At 39.3% G+C, this 18,086-nt stretch carries 12 protein-coding genes; 10 read left to right on the top strand and 2 right to left on the bottom strand.

Annotation, left to right across the window (positions count from 1 at the left end; all coding sequences use genetic code 11):
* Positions 1–269: 269 nt before the first annotated feature.
* The 6 genes from N0B48_RS01190 to N0B48_RS01165 all read left to right on the top strand — a co-directional run bounded on the left by N0B48_RS01190 (position 270) and on the right by N0B48_RS01165 (position 10,105).
* The gene (locus N0B48_RS01190; protein ID WP_259835928.1) at positions 270–2,375 is read left to right on the top strand and encodes a type VI secretion system Vgr family protein; all 2,106 of its coding nucleotides are present in this window, start codon (positions 270–272) and stop codon (positions 2,373–2,375) included.
* A gap of 2 nt (positions 2,376–2,377) precedes the next feature.
* Positions 2,378–3,769 (top strand): tetratricopeptide repeat protein, encoded by a 1,392-nt coding sequence (locus tag N0B48_RS01185; protein WP_259835925.1) that lies wholly within the window; start codon positions 2,378–2,380, stop codon positions 3,767–3,769.
* A 3-nt stretch (positions 3,770–3,772) separates the two neighbouring features.
* The gene (locus N0B48_RS01180; protein ID WP_259835922.1) at positions 3,773–8,134 is read left to right on the top strand and encodes a DUF6531 domain-containing protein; all 4,362 of its coding nucleotides are present in this window, start codon (positions 3,773–3,775) and stop codon (positions 8,132–8,134) included.
* 11 nt (positions 8,135–8,145) lie between these two features.
* Positions 8,146–8,505: a hypothetical protein gene (locus tag N0B48_RS01175; RefSeq protein WP_259835919.1), complete on the top strand. Its 360-nt coding sequence runs from the start codon at positions 8,146–8,148 to the stop codon at positions 8,503–8,505.
* Positions 8,506–8,563: 58 nt separating this feature from the next.
* Positions 8,564–9,037, top strand: coding sequence for a hypothetical protein (locus tag N0B48_RS01170; protein ID WP_259835916.1), 474 nt, complete (start codon positions 8,564–8,566; stop codon positions 9,035–9,037).
* Between the two features lie 87 nt (positions 9,038–9,124).
* Positions 9,125–10,105 carry a S41 family peptidase gene (locus N0B48_RS01165; RefSeq protein WP_259835913.1) on the top strand — a complete coding sequence of 327 codons (981 nt, stop codon included), beginning with the start codon at positions 9,125–9,127 and terminating at the stop codon, positions 10,103–10,105.
* 75 nt (positions 10,106–10,180) lie between these two features.
* On the opposite strand, the gene N0B48_RS01160 is transcribed toward N0B48_RS01165, so the two are convergent.
* Positions 10,181–11,311 carry an FAD-dependent oxidoreductase gene (locus N0B48_RS01160; RefSeq protein WP_259835911.1) on the bottom strand — a complete coding sequence of 377 codons (1,131 nt, stop codon included), beginning with the start codon at positions 11,309–11,311 and terminating at the stop codon, positions 10,181–10,183.
* 95 nt (positions 11,312–11,406) lie between these two features.
* Between N0B48_RS01160 and N0B48_RS01155 the strand changes: the two genes are divergently transcribed.
* Positions 11,407–12,369, top strand: coding sequence for a helix-turn-helix domain-containing protein (locus N0B48_RS01155; RefSeq protein ID WP_259835909.1), 963 nt, complete (start codon positions 11,407–11,409; stop codon positions 12,367–12,369).
* Here the strand turns inward: N0B48_RS01155 and N0B48_RS01150 are convergent, their stop codons facing one another.
* Positions 12,370–13,731 carry a tetratricopeptide repeat protein gene (locus tag N0B48_RS01150; protein WP_259835908.1) on the bottom strand — a complete coding sequence of 454 codons (1,362 nt, stop codon included), beginning with the start codon at positions 13,729–13,731 and terminating at the stop codon, positions 12,370–12,372.
* A 311-nt stretch (positions 13,732–14,042) separates the two neighbouring features.
* On the opposite strand from N0B48_RS01150, the gene N0B48_RS01145 reads away from it, so the two are divergent.
* The 3 genes from N0B48_RS01145 to N0B48_RS01135 all read left to right on the top strand — a co-directional run bounded on the left by N0B48_RS01145 (position 14,043) and on the right by N0B48_RS01135 (position 18,086).
* Complete coding sequence (locus N0B48_RS01145) at positions 14,043–15,845, top strand: serine hydrolase (RefSeq protein ID WP_259835906.1); 1,803 nt, start codon at positions 14,043–14,045, stop codon at positions 15,843–15,845.
* Positions 15,846–16,037: 192 nt separating this feature from the next.
* On the top strand, positions 16,038–16,382 hold the full coding sequence (locus N0B48_RS01140; RefSeq protein WP_259835904.1) for a hypothetical protein: 345 nt from the start codon (positions 16,038–16,040) through the stop codon (positions 16,380–16,382).
* 228 nt (positions 16,383–16,610) lie between these two features.
* Positions 16,611–18,086 (top strand): hybrid sensor histidine kinase/response regulator, encoded by a 1,476-nt coding sequence (locus N0B48_RS01135; protein WP_259835902.1) that lies wholly within the window; start codon positions 16,611–16,613, stop codon positions 18,084–18,086.

Raw genomic sequence — 18,086 nt, 5'->3', positions numbered from 1 at the left:
TGTGATTTTTTTATGTGATAAATTTCCACTACCAAACCACAGAAAAAACTTATGAAAAAAAGCCGCATTGATCCGGAGCTGCCAATGATAAGCAGCTAGGCAGAGTTTACTCTTAAAAAGGCTCTGACAGAACCATCTCAGAACAATCAAAACTGTACTTGCAACGGAGACCGATGCGGAGTACCGATTATTCATATGAGTCGAATGGTCTTATTTCTAATATGGAAGAAATTCCTGTTCACATCCACACTACCGAAAAAAAGTATACCATGTTTCAAGAAGAAAAGAATCTGTCCAAGAAGGGACTAGATTCAGCTAAAATAGATATAGCCGATAAAATAGACATAGCAGACAATATCCAGAAAGTTGCAAAAATTAAAGATTCTAAAAAGGCCATATCACAGATAAAAACAGTAAGTGATACGGCGCAAAGCTTTATGAATCAGCCTTTTTTGCAAAATTCGCCGACTGTTATAGAAAATAAAGTATGGGCTAAGCAGCCGACCTCCAATATCTTCAATGCCCAGGCAATACCTGAAAGTGCCATTGCAGGAATAAACAGAGTGGTCAAACTTGAAATTTTTGTCGAAGGAAAACCGATCAAATTTTTCAAACATTTTAAGCTGACCCAAAGTGCCGTTAAACATCATCAGTTTGATCTTACCCTTGCTCACGATACCCTCGGAAGCGCTGAAAACCATAATCTGGAAGAAGCCCAAAGTTTCCTGGGAAAAAGAATCACCGTCGTTTTCAAATATAAAGATGTAGAAGATGGCCCAGAAAGAAACTTCGTAGGAGTGATTACCGAAGTAGGATTCGATCAGGATAACGGAAGCCTTGGGAATGTCATCCTTACAGGCTACAGCCCAACGATCCTATTGGATTCAGCTCCCCATACCCAAAGCTTTGGAGGGAAGCAGGATATAAGCTTGAACAATATTGCAGATCACGTCATCAAAGAAGGCTTAGGAGCCAGTAAATTCGATGTCAGAGTAGACTCTCAGTATGGGAATATTTCTTATAGTTCGCAGTATGATGAGACCCATTATAATTATTTGTCAAGAATGGCAGAAGCCTATGGAGAACAGTTTTTCTATGATGGTGAAGTTCTGCATTTCGGAAAACTGCCCCCTCAGCAAAAACCGATAAAGCTTACGTATGGCAGCAATGTAGCTGATGTGAAAATCAAAATGTTAGCCCAGCACGTAAAGCCCTCTTTTTACGGGTATAACAGCAGTAAAAACGAAAAACTGACAGCCGGACCTTCAAAAATCAATCATACCTCAGATATTGCGAGGCGTGCTTACGAAATTTCAGAAAAAACATTCATCACTCCCTCATTAAGTATAGCCCCCATAAAGGCTTCAAAGGTGATGGATATTGATGTCTCCCAAAAAGGGGCTGCCGGAAGCAACTCAGTGGATGTATTTACCACTTCCGGAACTACTTCCGTACCCTTTTTGTATCCTGGCTGTACAGCAGACATCGAAATGCGTAAACCGGACACCAATGAGACGTCCTATTTTACAAAACTCATGATGACGGAAGTACGACATGAAGTAGATGCAAGAGGATATTACACAGGATCTTTTGACGCCATTGCAGCCGATACCGGATTTATGCCGAGACCTCAGTTTAATTATCCTAAAGCCGAACCCCAATTTGCGAAGATTATTTCCAATACGGATCCACTCAATCAGGGAAGGGTACAGGTACAGTTCGACTGGCAAAACGGTCCCGATACAACAGAATTTATCCGTGTCATGACGCCCGATGGAGGAAGCAGCGATAAAGTAAGTAAAAACCGTGGATTTATGGCCATTCCGGAAGTGGATGATCAGATCATGGTCAATTTTGTTCACCAGCACCCGGACCGTCCTTTTGTGATGGGCGGAATGTTTCATGGTGGTGCTGGAGGCGGAGGCGGCCAGGGCAATAATATCAAAAGCCTCAGCAGTAAAAGCGGACATATCGTAAGCCTTGATGATGCCGGTGCGATCACCATCAAAGACAAATCAGGCGGAAATATAATCACCGTAGACGGAACCAATACCATTTCCGCTGTAGCCAGCAAGAAAATTTCTTTGGACAACGGGAAATCATCCATTGTGATTGAGGATGAAACCATTACCATTCATGCTAAAAACATCCATGTGGTAGGTGATACCATTGTTTCTGTTGGAAGTGGTAAAGCAGGAGTAGAACTGAGTTCAAAAGAAAATGTGGCAGCCGTAAGCGGAGTTACAGTTACTGCATCCGGAAGCAAAGAAGTCCAGATCACAGGAAAAGAAACCAGCATCAGCGGAGCCAAGGTTTCAATGAACGGAGATGGAGAGACTATAATTACAGGAGGTCTGGTTAAACTGAATTCTTAATTATGGAAACATCTTCAATTGCACAGGAATACTATAAACTAAGAGATCTGTGGTCTGCAGCCGAAAAAAATCAGTCATGGAAGCTGGCCGTTTGGGTGGCACAGTATGCAGATGTGGAGATCATCGATAAGTTTATGCAGATCGAGCAGTCTCCTGTGGGAGAAGCCAATGATATTTTTTTTCGTTTTGAAACCGAATACAATGGTAACAGAGAATGGTTTGAAGAACAGTTGTGGAATGAATTCCTCACCTGGTTTACACCTCATCCGGAAAAAGACAAAGATCTTCACAGAGCCCTTTGGGAAAACAATATGATCAGAGAAGCCTTTGTTCCCGATACTAAGTTGCCTCCGAATATATCCAGTCTTTTTAGCGAGCTGGAACGCCTTAAGATAAGTATAACGGATCAGACTGAACATTTTTATTTCAGTTTGTATTTTCCTCTTTCGGCTCATAGTAAACAAAATATAGCCCATTGGTTTCAGCAGGTCATCGAAACGGTACCGAATGATCTCCGTCTCGTAACCATGGATCTTGCGGAAGAAAGACGCGTGGAACTGCAGGGCAAAAAGAACGGAGAATCTCTTTATCATTATCTGCATCCAAAGCTCAAAATGGCAGAAGCTATTAAAAACGAAATGTATAAAGCAAGTGACAGCTATAATACGGTAGATCCGGATGCCAGATTCAGAAAGCAAGTTATTGTGGTTATGGATTCTACCACGAAAAAAATACAGAACCGTACAGATGTAGAGGTAAAACGTCTTTTAAATATCACAGATGAGATTGGAACGGTATCTTCAAAAATAGCAGGTTTACTGGTCGCATCACAAGCCTATTTTGCCATACAAAATGCTAAAAAAAGCGAAGAATATACCGATAAAGCCCTTGAAGAATCCTCAAAAGCGATGCAGGAAGATGATGCTACAGGATATCCGGTCTGGAAATCATGCATGCTTTTAAAGGCCGCATTATTATACGGAAACAAAAAAACAGATGCAGCCTTATTGATTTATGAGGAGTTATCGGACAAAGCCTCCGAACGTCAGGATGTCTATTATATCATGGAGGCGAACAGGCTTATCGCTCATATTTATTACGAAAAAAACAATGTGCAGAAGGCCTTTGAAAATATACTGTTTTCTTTGGCGGCAGGAGCATATTTAGATATCAGTGTAAGAAGACAGTCTACTTTTTTACATGCGGCTTTTATGGCACTTTATTTAGGTGGACAGATCAAAACACCCGCAGAAGTAAACGAAATAAAACTGCAGTTGGCAGATTGGTTAGGGGATGATTGGGAAATTTTATTGGCGCAGGCTGGAGTGGATTCAGCATCGTTAAAAATGGACCAGTCCGTTTGGAAAAAGCAATTATCAAAACTTAAAAACTAACCTATGTCTGATTTAATAGGAAAAGTAGCCACATCACCCGCCCCGCGAAGAGGCTTCGGTGAATTGTTTGGAGAAGCCAAAAACAAACTGGATCATTTGCAGAAAGATATGGCCAGTATTTTACCTGCCATGCCCGGAATGCCTGTAGGAAAGTATTTTGATCTCGCTATCGGGATCGATTTCCATGAAACTATTTTCCCGCCAATGCCTTTATTACCGGTGCCACATATCGGAATGGTTTTCGATATCATGAGCGCCGTAATGAATGCTATTTCAAGCATTTTACCTGAACCTCCGGCTCCTCCGGCAGATGGCTCTGAACCGCCAACAAGTTTAGGCTCCATTTGTACAGCTATTGTCAATGGAATGAAACCATCCGTTCAGGTTCACGGACAGTGGGTAGCTAATGCAGGTACAGGGATTCAGCATTTGCCGGGGATCTTTTTACATATTCCGTTTCCGATCGTAAAACCTATTGCAAGCTCTGAAATGTTTTTGGGTAGCAGCACTGTTTTGGCAGATGGCGGGCCGTGCAGTACCCAGTTTCACCTGGCTTTATCATGTAACCTGATTGGAATTCCGGCACCATTCCGTATTACAAAGCCAAAACCAAAGGTTGCTTTAATGGCACCTACTTCTATGCTACTGATCATCACTTCAGCCGGAAAACCTGTTTTAGCAGGTGGTCCACCGACTATTGACCTTTTCCAGCTCGCTATGAGTCTTGGTTTGAAAGGAATGGGAAAATTATGGAAAAAAGCAGGCAATAAATTACAGGATTTCATTCACCGAATTGAACCCAATAAACCTAAGCTGGCAAAAGTTCTACAACCGGTAAAATGCCGCCTGTTTGGTGAACCTGTAGATGCTGCTACCGGAAGAGTATATTCCACAAACACCGATATTGAGCTATCCGGACCTATTCCATTTGTATGGCAGCGAACCTACTACAGTGATGCTGAGGTAAACGGACCGCTAGGTTTTAACTGGCATCACAGTTACAATATGGGGCTTTTTGATCTGGGTAATGATTTTGCTTCTGTGCGTTTGTCAGACGGGAGGGAAACTGTAGTTCCGTTGCTCGATTTAGGCGAAAAATATTTTAACAGAAAAGAACAGCTCACCTTTAGCAAAGATGAAAGAGGCTATCTATTAACGGATTCCGATAAATTACAATACAGGTTTAATGGAGCGCTGAATCAGGAAGGCTATCGGATGCTTTCTTCAATAGCCACCACAGACGGATTTACAATAACCTTAGACTATCATTCCAACGGATGTTTAAAAAAGATAACAGACAGTACAGGCAAAATTATAAAGGTAGAAACCGATTCTGATCATCGCATTACCCGTCTCTACACCGTTGCTGAAAACCGGGAGATCACCTATATCCAATACAGCTATGACGATCTGGGAAATATGGTGCACAATAAAGACGTGATTGGGGCAGAAAAGCTTTTCCGCTATCAGGGGCATTTATTGGTTCAGCTGACCAACCAGACCGGACAGAATTTTTATTGGGAATACGAAGGAGCAGGCGATGATGCAAAATGTATCCACACCTGGGGTGATGGCGGCGTGCTGGAATATTTTACAGAGTATCATCAGGGACATACCGTTACTAAAAACAGTTTAGGTTTTACATCGGAATACTTTTATGATGAGAGTAAACTGATCTATAAAATAATTGATGAAAACGGGGGTGTTACCCATCAGAAATACAATCAGTATCAGGAGCTTGAGTTAATGATCAATGCGGAAGGTTTCACACAGAAATACCTGTACACCGAAAACGGTTTATTAAAAACAATTGAAAACGAAAATAACGGGCAGAGTCAGTTTCAATATGATGATGCTTTTAATTTAGTTAAAATAACAAGTCCGGGAGGTGCAGAAATAGAATGGACCTATGACGAATTGAACCGGATTGTTCAAAAGAAGCTTCCTTCCGGGGAAAAGTTGCATTATCAGTATAAAGATAAGCACCTCAGAAAAATCACGGACGACAAAAACCGTGCGGTGCATTTTTTCTATGACCAGTCACATCAGCTGGTACAGATGATTTATCCTAATGAAACCTATAGCAAATGGGATTATGATGAATTGGGAAATGTAATAAGCGAGCGTGATCCAAGAGGAAATTTAACGTTTTTTCAATATGATGATGCCGGAAATGTGATCTATTTAAAAGAATCCGACGGGAATGAGCATTATTTCGAATATGATACTTCCTATAATATTATTCATGCGAAGGATGACTTACATGATGTGCGATTCAGATATGGCAGCTTAGGGATTTTACTGAGCCGGACCCAGAACAATCGTACAGTGAAATTCGGATACGATACCGAATTGCAGTTAAAAAGCATCAGCAATGAAAAAGGTGAGGTGTACCGGTTTGCGCTGGACGGAGTAGGCGATGTGATCAGTGAATGGGGATTTGATGGATTGCACCGTCAGTACGAGCGCGATGCGACAGGCAGAGTGAAAAAAGTAGTCCGCCCTGATAACCGCTGGACAGAATATGACTATGACGGCATTGGAAATATCATTGCCGAACAGCACAGTGACCTTTCATTCACCGGATACAGTTACAATAAGGACGGATTTTTAATCGGTGGATTAAACCAAGATATCAGCATAAAAATACAGCGCGGGAAAGATGGCCGCATCATTAAAGAACAGCAGGGCCAGCATTGGGTAAGTAAAACGGTTGATAGACAAAACGATTCCTTATTGACAGAAAGTTCATTGGGAGCCAATATTACCCGCCAGTATGATCATTTTGGACAGCTCAATACCATGGAAAGCGGCAGCTGGAAAGCCCAGTGGCAATATGATGCCACAGGATTGGAAATACAGCGCGATCTAACCGGTGGTATTAGCCAGATTACTGAGCATGATCAGCAAGGACGGGTGATTCGTCGAAGCATCAACAGTCATAATATTGAAAAAAGCCGAACAAGGTATACGTGGGGAACTGCGAATCGTTTACTGAAAACGGTCAATGAAATAATCGGAACCAACGCCAGTTTCAATTATGACGCGTGGGATAATCTGGTAAGTGGTACGTATCAAAGTGGCAAGGAGACGGATACGATTTATAAAGCTCCGGATGCTATTGGTAACCTTTTTGAAACACCCAATCAAACTGACCGAAGCTATGGACCGGGAGGAAAATTGCTGACAGATATACGGTATAATTACTACTACGATGCAGAAGGAAACCTGATTTTTAAAGAATTCAGAAAAAGTTCGCAACGGGCAGCTGTATCATCTTCTACCGTAGAACATAAATACGGAATCAGCCTGATGGGAAGTGGCGTCGGCTGGCAGTACGAATGGAAAGGAAATGGAATGCTTGCCAAAGTGATATTGCCACAGGGCGGTGAAGTCAGTTTTTCATATGATCCTTTGGGAAGGCGTATTGCCAAACAGTATAAAAATAAAGTGACCCGCTGGGTATGGGATGGAAATGTCCCTTTACATGAATGGCAGTATGACGGGGAATTTCCACCAAAGCTGAGTATTGATGAAGAAAATAATGTAGAGGAAGCTTCTGAATCTGCAGAAAATGTAATAACTTGGCTGTACCAGGAGGGAAGTTTTGTGCCTTGTGGGAAAATTGTTGGAGAAGAAGAGTTTAGCATTATCAGTGATTATCTCGGAACACCTACGCATGCTTATGGTCATGAAGGCATTCTTGTGTGGGAAAGGGAACTGGATGTGTATGGTTCTTTACGAAAAGGAGATAATGAATTTGTGCCGTTTTTGTATCAGGGACAGTATGTTGATAAAGAAACAGGACTGGCTTATAACCGCTTTCGGTATTATGATAATGAGAGTGGGAATTACTTAAGCCAGGACCCGATTGGGTTGAATGGAGGATTGGCTTTATATGGATACGTCCGTGATCCAAATAATTGGGTGGATGTGTTTGGCTTATCTGGAGATTTGGGTACAATACAACAAACGGTAAACTCTATTTTACAATCTCACTTGCCACAAATTCAAGAAATAGATCCTAATGCAACAATTGGTTATAGAGGAAGTGTTGCAAGCGGAATTAGTAAGGCACACGATCCGGGCTTGTCGAAGCCGTTGAATCCAAATAATTTTGATGTTGATGGATTTATTAAAAGCGATTATTTGGCAAGTAGTCCATTGTTCTCGAATAGGAGAAGGGAGGCGGGTATTATACCTGGTATGGCAGAAATAGAGGCGTCTATTGATAAGCAATTGAGAGCCGCATTTCCGAATAACACTTTTAAAGGGGAACCTTTTGGTTTTAGAATTTTTAGAACGTTTGAATTAGATGATATGGCTAGAAGGACAGGGGATGTTCAGGTTCATTTAAATCATTAATTTGTATAGTTATGGAATATAAAGCATTGCATATAGTTTTGGCAGGAAATATTTTATTTGCTGATTTGGTAAAAGTTATAGAAGAATCATTTAATATGAATCTTAATATTATTAATAAAAAAGGAAGATTAGAGGGCCGTGGAGATACAGAATTATATACAATTTTTTTAGTGGATAAAGAAGATGATTTGTTCGAAGAACCTGACGAGGATTATCTGCTTATTATAGAACCCAGAGAAAAGGATTATATAGTGGAAAATATAGAAGATCAAATAAAGGAAAAACTGTTGATCAACAAAATAGTTTGGAAACGAGGAATATGGATTCCTGTTTTTATGACTGAATCATTCAGGGAGTTGTTTCCTGAATAAAAAAATCAGGATGAAAATAGGTCTAAAATGAACCTTCATACCAACAATAATTTTGAAAATGAGTAATCTCTTACAAGAGCACTGGAGCCTCTTAGAATTAGTTGGAATAGATTCAATGGTTTTTTCAGATGGAAGTATTAAAATAATTGATATTTTGTCTAAAGAGAATAAGGAAATAGTAAACACCTTTGGGAAGGAATATTATTTGAGTATAGTAAGAGAAACGGATCTGAATGAAATTGTGGAAAAATACGATGACGATATTTGGTCCAATTGTCAGATCAATGATCAGATTATAATAGATAATAAGTTCGTTTTCGTTTGTGGTGAAGGGGAAATGGGCAATGAAGGCTTTATAGTGAAACTTGATATGGATGGGACTATGATATGGTCACTTTATAGTTCATCATCAAATCCCTTCCTTAGATTTAGTAATTACAATGGACAATTGCAAGTGGTTTCATCCGCAGGATTTGCTGTTGTAGTCGATGTATCGACAGATAACATATCAATAGAAAATAATCTGTCATAAACAAACAAGCTGTGCAAAGTCCGACTCTGCACAGCTTATTTTTTACCAAAAAGATTATCTTTACCGGATTCCAATGAATCCATAATAATGAAACGATTTTACATTCTGATCACCGGTTTTCTGATGTTTACAGGGGTCAATACCAATGCGCAGTCAGACAGCGTAAAGAACTACGTAGTCAGCGCACTTGATCTTATGAAGGCTAAATCGGTCAATAAACATCGGATCAACTGGGATTCCCTTTACACCGACTCCCGCAAAAAAGCAAAAAAAATTCATACCATCAGAGAAACGTATCCGCTTATTAAAAACATACTCGGTACCCTGAAAGATGCCCATTCCAATTTCTTTCCGCCGGAAATGGTTAAGGCTTATACATTGGGTTACAGAGCTACCGGTCAGGAATTTCCTGTTATTGAAACAAAAATGACGGAAAACCAAATTGCTTATATCAAACTTCCCGGCATTGCCTGTTATCATTTTGCAGAGTGGGATGAGTTTGTCAACACATTTTATAAAAAAATTGAAGAGCTGAATGCCCAAAAACCAAAAGGCTGGATTCTGGATCTCAGAGACAATGAAGGAGGAATGTTTTATCCCATGTTTGCTGCTCTATCACCAATGCTGGACAAGAAAAATGTAATCGGAACCATAGATGCAGAAGGTCAATATGCGTTTTATGATTATGATGACAAAGGAAACCTGTATGAAGGTAAGCAGCTTGCCCATCATTTTAACATCAAAAAAATTCCTCAGCGCATCACGAAACCAATTGTCGTAATGGTCAACAAAAAAACATCAAGTTCAGGTGAATTCTGCACGGTTGCGTTTGCCGGACAAAAGAATACAACGGTTATCGGGCAGAATACAATGGGACTGACCTCCGGAAATCAGGAATACAAACTTTCTGACGGAGCATTTCTTATTTTAACAATAGGAAATATCGTAGACCGTAACAAAAAGGAATATGCCAAAGTAGGCGAGGGCTTCACTCCCAATATACTGTTGGAAGATCTTTCAGATGATGGATATATGATCACGGCTTCTGACGTATTGCTAAAAAAGTAATCTTTAAATTTTTATGGAGCGTCTTGGCGCGAAGTCGAAGACTTCGCGCCAAGACGCTTACCTTCTCATATTTCTCTATTGAATCAGTTGTTTAAAAGAAAAATCAGGCTGGCGCATTTCAATTTCGTTTGTGCTTGAGGCTAATTGTGCTTCACGGGCATAGATAAACATTTCTGCTTCATAGCTTGTAATAGCAGCCTCCAACGATTCATAGGATTCATTAGCGAATTTTTCGGATAAAATCAATGCATCCAGTAAGCCGGTATTCACGCCCTGACCTGCAAATGGAGGCATCAGATGAGCCGCATCTCCGATAAGTGTTATAGGCAAAGGACGGTCATTATTCCACGGTTGGTCCAATGGGAATTTTCTGGTCGGAAGACAGCTAAAAGATGCTGTAGAAAGGAATAATTTTTTGAAATGATCATCCCAATCAGCGAATCTTTCCAAAAGAAAGGAGCGGATGAGGTTTGCATCCTGAAAATTAGACTCATTATGATTTGTCCATTCTCCAGGCTTTTTAAAAATCACACCGTAGGTCAATACCCCGTTATTGTTGGGGTTGACCACCAGTAAGTTGCCTCCATAAGCAGCCATCAGCCTTTTACCACGACATAGTTGATAAAATTCAGGACATTCTGTTTCGGGTTGAGGAATATCTCCCTGGATGATCATGGTGCCGGTATCTTCAACTTTAGTGTCTGTAATAAATGCTCTTACGTCAGACATTCCACCATTCGCCCCGATAACCAGATCTGCAGTTTCCTGAATTCCGTTTTCAAAATGCAGCAGCCACTTTCCATCCAGAGCATCAAGTCCGGTACATTTTTTGTCCCAGACTACAGTATCAACGGTTAAACTTTCTAATAGTATATTTCTCAAAACATTTCTATTGATTTCAGGATTGTCATACTGATTTTCGGGAGTAGACTGTTTCGTGAACAGGGTTTCTCCTTTTTCATCAGTCATGATAATACCCATGGGTAATGCCAGCGCATAGTAATTGTCCAGCAGTCCTGCTTTTTTCATTGCTTCCTGACCTGAACCTTTGTGTAGATCCAGAGTACCACCCCAGATTCTGGCTTGTGGATCTCTATCTCTTTCGTAAACGGTAACATCTGCACCGTTCTGTTGTAGTAATCTGGCTAATGTGAGACCGGCAGGTCCTGCACCGATAATGGCTGTTTTTTTATTCTTAAGTAACATAATTTTTTGTGTTGTTTAATATCAATACAAAATTGAGGGTCATTTTAGAAATAAAATAATTATATTAGACTTAAAAATAGCCGTAAAAGACTTTTATGGAAAAAGATGATCAAACTATCCCAAACGTTCTTCAAAAGTTGGCCCATGTACTGGGAACAGCAATAAAAAACAGAAGATTAGAAATTCCTTCCGGATTTGGAAGTGGATACTGTACTGGATTTGTCTTCAATACGCAAATCAGGATGCTGATCAGTAACTATGAGCTGAATGAGGACATTGTCATTGAGAATACGGAGCGGAATACTGACAAAAAGGTAATATTTTTTAAGTTCCAGAACATTTTTCCAAAAAACGAATCATTATCTGCAGGAAAACATCCGAAGGAAATACCTTCCGTTTTAATTGCTACCAGCCGCATCAATACCGATGAAATTATTTCCATCCATTCCAATACATCTACCATTAATATTGAAGTAGAGGCAGATTATTTGAGACAATTGTTTAGTACATCAGATAAGTCACCGGTTTTACAAAGTCTCCTGGAAAATACCCAGCCATATTTGTTTGAGCAGATCATTTACCCCTCTTTGCAGAAAGTGGTAGATGAGATTATTTCAGAATCGGTTGGAGAAACTTTCGAACTGTTTTTTATGAGAATTAAAGCAGAGGAAATGATCTGCAGGCTGCTGATGGAGCTGGAAAAGCGGGACGAAAAACGCATATATGCGCTGAATAGTCATGATATAGAGACGCTTTATAAAATAAGGGATCAAACCCTCAAACATCTCGACATTCCTCCTGTTATCGGAGAACTGGCTGCCAATGCAGGAATGAGCCCCACAAAACTGAAACGACTGTTTAAGCAGGTTTTCGGTGACAGTATATTCAGCTATTATCAGGAATTCAGGATGAAAGAAGCTGCTCTTCTGCTGACAGACAAGAAATATTCTGTTTCAGAAGTCGGCTATAAACTCGGTTTTACCAACCTGAGTCATTTTTCAAAAATATTCAAAGAACATGTGGGAATGAACCCGAAACAGTATGCAATGATGCAGTGATTATTTCAATGAGTTGTAAAAATGAGTTGCGGTAATATGGTTGGCTATGTTTTTAATGAATTCGTCTTTTACATAAAAAAAGCTTGTCGTATTTCTAAACGTAAATGAGTAATAATTGCTCTTTAATTTTTTAAAAGTGACTAATGACTGATCTATTTCTTTTTTCAACTGATTCTTATCTACCTGATCAAGTGTGATGAAATGATTAAACTTCTTCTCTTCAACACCTGAAATGTAATCACAGGAATAAATCATACCCAATAGCGAAGCATAGGCATCATTGATTTTACCCAATTGTCTGTAGGATGTTGAAATCGATAAAAGTAAATCTTCAACATGACTGCAAACCCGGGATTCATTTGAAAGCGGAAAATCAAAAACAGCTTTTTTATAATATTCAATAGCCTTGTTGTAATCCTGTCTGGAAAAATAATAATCTCCCAAAGTATGAGCAGACACATGTTTAAGACCATAAGTATCAATGTTCTCATCACCATCTTCCAGAAGCTCTTTTGGGAATTTGAGTTTGAGAAAATAATTAAACATGGCAGCTTGATTGGCCAAACTGTCTCGCTTAATTCCTTTTGTATAGCTTTCAGTGTTTTTTAAAAATTCTTTGTCCTTGCTGAAGGGACCACTTTCCCTGAGACGTTTTATATAGGAATAGATGTTGTGGTCATCAGAGGAATGGGCGAACGGATATTTTTCTAAAAAAGCAGTGAACTCGTCTTCTTTTTCAAGTTTAATTTTCTCAACCACTTTCTTCCCTGAAATTTCTTCATCCGCCAGACTTAATTTAAAAGCATAGATAATAATACCCTCGCTTCCAAAGCTAACGGCGTACATCCAGTCATCATTGCCGCGAATAAACGAAACATCGGCTGGACTGAATACCTTATATTCGTTTTGCAGTTCAGTATAAGTGCTTTCTGCCTTAGGATGATCAACTAATAATGATTTAAAGACTTTTGTTTTTCCGATGCTTCTCCAATTATTCAAAAAGGCATCTACATATTCTTTCATGTCATCATTCGGCATTTTAGTAACACCAGATCGAAGAGCTGAAATATCTATTTTATCGTTATCATAAGTATACACTGCCGGAAATAGATTAAGATTACGATTTCCGTTATCTAAAAATATAGCAATACCGGTAACATCTTTGGTAAGGTGTTTTGGATTTATTTTTTTAGCCGTTTTAAAATAAGTCACCAGATCCTCAAGATATTTAAAGTTGGAACTTTTGCTGTAATTTTTTAAAGCATTATCCAGTTTAGATTCATACTCTGAAAATGATTTTTGTTGTGCTTCTGCGGTAATAAAACAGGTTAAAAGCGTCATTATGAGGTATAATTGTTTCATGGGATTACATTTTTATTACTTTCAATTTTTGAAGAAAGTATTGGTTATGCTGTGTTTTCATAGTAAACATAAGGATTAAAAATTAACAAGATTATAAATAGGGACAAAAGATTTTATCCACATAAGTGATTGTTCAATAGTTATTTAAAGTAAATACCAGAATGAACCGTAAAAAGTACAGATTGATGTAATGAAAAAGGGACCAAGAATGTCATATAATCAATATCCTCCTGATTAAAAAAAGCCTGATAAATTCGGCCAAGACGTAAAAAACTTACCTATTTTTGACAAACTAAATTTCAAAAGATATAATGAAAACCAAAGCTCCCCTATACGCTGCACTCATGATCGGAATGATGCATATTCCGGCATCTGCACAGACAAAATCCCAGTTGAATACCGAAATTGCTAAAGTAGAAGCAGGATTAATACCTGCCGTCCGTTTTCAGGGTGAACCTATGTGGACATTGGAATCCAGAATGAAGCATTACAATGTTCCGGGAGTAAGCATTGCCGTTATCAAAAATTCAAAAGTGATCTGGGCGAAGAGCTATGGCTTTTCAGATGTGGAATCTAAAACTCTGGTCAATTCCAAAACACTGTTTCAGGCAGCATCTATGAGTAAACCGGTCAGTGTTTATGCGGGATTGACAGAAGTTGAAGCTGGAAAGATCAATCCTGATGCTGATGTCAATTCCTACCTGAAATCCTGGAAAGTTCCGGAAAATGAATTCACCAAAGAGAAAAAAGTCACTTTTAAAAATATAGTCAGCCATACAGCAGGTTTTACCGTGAGTGGATTTCCGGGATATGAAGCCGGAAAACCGATTCCTACTTTAATTCAGGTTTTAAATGGTCAGAGTCCTTCAAATACCACAGCTGTTTTCGTAGATAAAGCTCCGGGAACACCTTTCCGTTATGCAGGTGGCGGATACTGCGTTTTGCAGCAGATGCTTATCGATCTGGAAGGAAAGGATTTCACCACCATTATGAAAGAAAAAGTACTTCTACCGCTGGATATGAAGAACAGCACATTTTCCCAGCCACTGCCTGAAGCACAGTCCCAATTTGCGGCTACGGCGTATAATCAGGACGGGGTAAAAGTTCAGGGAAAATCTCATACTTATCCGGAACAGGCTGCCGCCGGTCTATGGACTACACCCGAAGATCTGGCTAAATTCGTCATTGATGTTCAGAATACCCTGAGCGGAAAAAGCAGCACGGTGATTTCACAAAAGACAGCAGAACAGTTTACCACTTCCTTTATTGATCCGTTTATGGGATTGGGAATTTTTCTGGAAGACAGAAGAGGACATATGTATTTTAACCACGGAGGTTGGAATGAAGGGTTTTCCAGCAGATTTATAGCCAGTAAAACAAGCGGTGATGGAGTGGTCGTTTTAACCAATACCAATAAACCTGAGTTTGTAGAAGAACTCGTGCGTTCGGTGGCAGAAGTCTATCACTGGCCTTTATTTAATGGCCCGGTTCAGAAAATATTGCCTTTAAATCAGGATGATTTCAAAAGTGTCGGACGTTACAAAAGTGGAAAATATGGTTTTTACAAAGTCTATCGTGAAAATGGCAAGCTGATGACTTCTGCTAATATGGATACTCCGGTTGAAATGATTAAAGTAGGAGAAAATAAGTATGCATTTCGGGACTGGGATTTTACAGTAAAATTTGTGAAAAATAAGGATACCGGAAAAACAGATATCATACAGGTATTTTCCAATGGGAAAATAAGGTCATCAGATGCACAGATGGGACCGGATGAGAAAGCTCCTTTAGAATGGGTGCTGGACGGAAATTATGACAAAGGTCTGGAAGCTTATCAGAAAGCTAAAACTGAAGATGCCGGAAATGACCTTCTCTCTGAGGGTTATCTGAACGGAGTAGGTTACACCTTGCTTCGGAATAAAGATTTCACAAAAGCCATTGACATTTTCCGGGTAAATGTGGCACTGTATCCTAAAAGTGAAAATGTCTACGACAGCTTGGGAGAAGCTTACCTGAAGGCCGGTCAAAAGGATAAAGCCAGACAGAATTACCAAAAAGTTCTGGAGATCAATCCCAAACATGAAAACGCTGCAAAGGTTTTAAAAACATTATGATAAACAGAGTTCGGTTAGATAGCTGGAAGCTGGAAGCTGGAAGAGAAAAGCTGATTTAACCCTGTCAAGGTTCAAAACCTTGACAGGGTTCACTGGATGATCAACTCATTATAAAAGCAAATGTCTTATCCCGAAATCCGGTTAAGAAAATAAAAACATTGGTTTTCACTAAACACAGAATAAAAAGAAGCTATGAGTAAAAAAGATCAGTACGGACTGGAATTCCTGAAAGTACCGGCAGGCAGTGATGTTGGATATGATTGTATCAGAAAAAACAACATCGTTGATGAAAATAGCCTGTTGCAATTTTTGCGCTATTTAAATATCTCAAAGACTGAATTTCTTTTGAAAGAAGTAAATTTCTATCTGGATCACACTCCCGATCCGGCCTGGGAACCTTATGAATCAATGGTGCTGGAGCATATGGATTTACAAATTAATTATCCGGATTTTATAATTGATGGTCAGCCAACTGCTTTTCCATTAGAAGATATCAGAGACTTACTGCAGGAATGGGTAGTATTTTTGCGGGACTGATTTTTTTGGATAAATAAACCTCTTATTGGGTGCCAATTATTTAACAGATTGATGCTTTTTTTTGATTATAAAGAAGCGTATGTGAATATTTCTTTTAAAAATTGATTTATAAGTATATATGTGTGGTATGTGGCCATAAAATGATTAAAAAATCAATGTTTTTCGAAATTTTGTGAGTATTTTTGGCGGGATTAATTATAAACAAACCACCAAGTACTGATTCATCTTATGATCTTAATTGTTGATGACAACCAAAGTAATCTTTACTCACTGAAAAAACTGCTGGAATCCAAAGATTTTCAGGTAGATACAGCCGATTCCGGAGAGGAAGCATTAGGAAAAGCCATAAAAAATAATTATGCATTGATTATTTTGGATGTGCAGATGCCCGGCATGGATGGGTTTGAAGTAGCTGAAACACTAGCTGATTATAGCAAAACAAAAGAAGTTCCTATTATATTTTTATCGGCGGTAAGCACAGAGAAGAAATTTATCACCCGCGGTTATGCCTCAGGCGGGAAGGATTATGTAACGAAACCAGTGGATCCTGAAATTTTGCTGCTTAAGGTTAAAACTTTTTACAGCCTTCAGGAGCAGAGTCTTGCCATGAAAAAGACCCAGCAGAGTCTGGAGCTGGAAGTCAAAGGTAGGAGAGAATCTCAGGTGACTATGAAGTCGCAGATCGATCATTTTCAGTTGATGCTGGAATCTCTGCCGCAGATTGCATTCACACTCAATGAAGAGGGAGAAATAGAATTTGTGAACCTTAAATGGTACCAATACTCAGAGTCAGATCTGGATTTTCCGGAAGTTCATCCTGATGACCTTAATATCAGAGAAGAATTTGAACGTTGCAGAAAAAAGAATAAAGCCCTTGAGCTTGAAGTCAGAATAAAAAATATAGATTCCGGAGATTATCGCTACCATCTTTTAAGAGTAACACCGGTAAACGATGGCAATGGAATCAAAAACTGGGTAGGAACATTTACCGACATCGATGATCAGAAAAAAGTGGAAAAAGAAAAGGATGAATTCCTGAGTATTGCCAGCCACGAACTGAAAACACCTTTAACCAGTATAAAAGCTTATGTTCAGCTGTTGGACCGTAAATTAAAACTGGATAAGCAAAGCGCTGAAGCTGGATTTATGGGCAAAGTTCAGGATCAGATTGAAAAACTGAATACGCTGATCACCGATTTGCTTGATGTTTCCAAAATAGAAAACGGAAAGCTAAAAATCAACAGAAAGCCAACCAGTCTTGAAAACGTGATCAACAATGCAGTTGAAACCATTATACAAACCCATGACGAAAATAAAGTCAAAATAAAACGACACGGAATAAAACCTGAAATCCTGATTCCTTTTGATGAAATACGCATAGAACAGGTTCTGATCAATTTCCTGACCAATGCCATAAAATATTCTCCCCAAAACAATCAGGTTATCGTCACTGCGTTTGTAGATGAAGAAAAACAGGAAGTTAAAGTGAGTGTCACCGACTTTGGAATAGGAATTCCCGACTTTAAGCAGGATGCTGTATTCCGTAAATTTTACCGCGTAGAAGAATCATCATTGCAATTCCAGGGGATGGGAATCGGGCTGTTTATCTGTTCCGAGATCATCAAACAGCATCACGGAACCATTGGCGTATCCAGTAAATTGGAAGAAGGGTCTACATTCTATTTCACCTTACCTTTAAATTAA

Source organism: Chryseobacterium herbae (assembly GCF_025154075.1).
Taxonomy (GTDB): Bacteria; Bacteroidota; Bacteroidia; order Flavobacteriales; family Weeksellaceae; genus Chryseobacterium; species Chryseobacterium herbae.
Note: the sequence above shows the minus strand (reverse complement) of the source record. Positions and strands in the feature narration are given on the sequence as shown.

What these genes read in the sequence shown, in the direction of transcription:
- N0B48_RS01190 (WP_259835928.1), top strand. Translation starts at nt 270, where the DNA reads ATGTTTCAAGAAGAAAAGAATCTGTCCAAGAAGGGACTAGATTCAGCT.
- N0B48_RS01185 (WP_259835925.1), top strand. Translation starts at nt 2,378, where the DNA reads ATGGAAACATCTTCAATTGCACAGGAATACTATAAACTAAGAGATCTG.
- N0B48_RS01180 (WP_259835922.1), top strand. Translation starts at nt 3,773, where the DNA reads ATGTCTGATTTAATAGGAAAAGTAGCCACATCACCCGCCCCGCGAAGA.
- N0B48_RS01175 (WP_259835919.1), top strand. Translation starts at nt 8,146, where the DNA reads ATGGAATATAAAGCATTGCATATAGTTTTGGCAGGAAATATTTTATTT.
- N0B48_RS01170 (WP_259835916.1), top strand. Translation starts at nt 8,564, where the DNA reads ATGAGTAATCTCTTACAAGAGCACTGGAGCCTCTTAGAATTAGTTGGA.
- N0B48_RS01165 (WP_259835913.1), top strand. Translation starts at nt 9,125, where the DNA reads ATGAAACGATTTTACATTCTGATCACCGGTTTTCTGATGTTTACAGGG.
- N0B48_RS01160 (WP_259835911.1), bottom strand. Translation starts at nt 11,311, where the DNA reads ATGTTACTTAAGAATAAAAAAACAGCCATTATCGGTGCAGGACCTGCC.
- N0B48_RS01155 (WP_259835909.1), top strand. Translation starts at nt 11,407, where the DNA reads ATGGAAAAAGATGATCAAACTATCCCAAACGTTCTTCAAAAGTTGGCC.
- N0B48_RS01150 (WP_259835908.1), bottom strand. Translation starts at nt 13,731, where the DNA reads ATGAAACAATTATACCTCATAATGACGCTTTTAACCTGTTTTATTACC.
- N0B48_RS01145 (WP_259835906.1), top strand. Translation starts at nt 14,043, where the DNA reads ATGAAAACCAAAGCTCCCCTATACGCTGCACTCATGATCGGAATGATG.
- N0B48_RS01140 (WP_259835904.1), top strand. Translation starts at nt 16,038, where the DNA reads ATGAGTAAAAAAGATCAGTACGGACTGGAATTCCTGAAAGTACCGGCA.
- N0B48_RS01135 (WP_259835902.1), top strand. Translation starts at nt 16,611, where the DNA reads ATGATCTTAATTGTTGATGACAACCAAAGTAATCTTTACTCACTGAAA.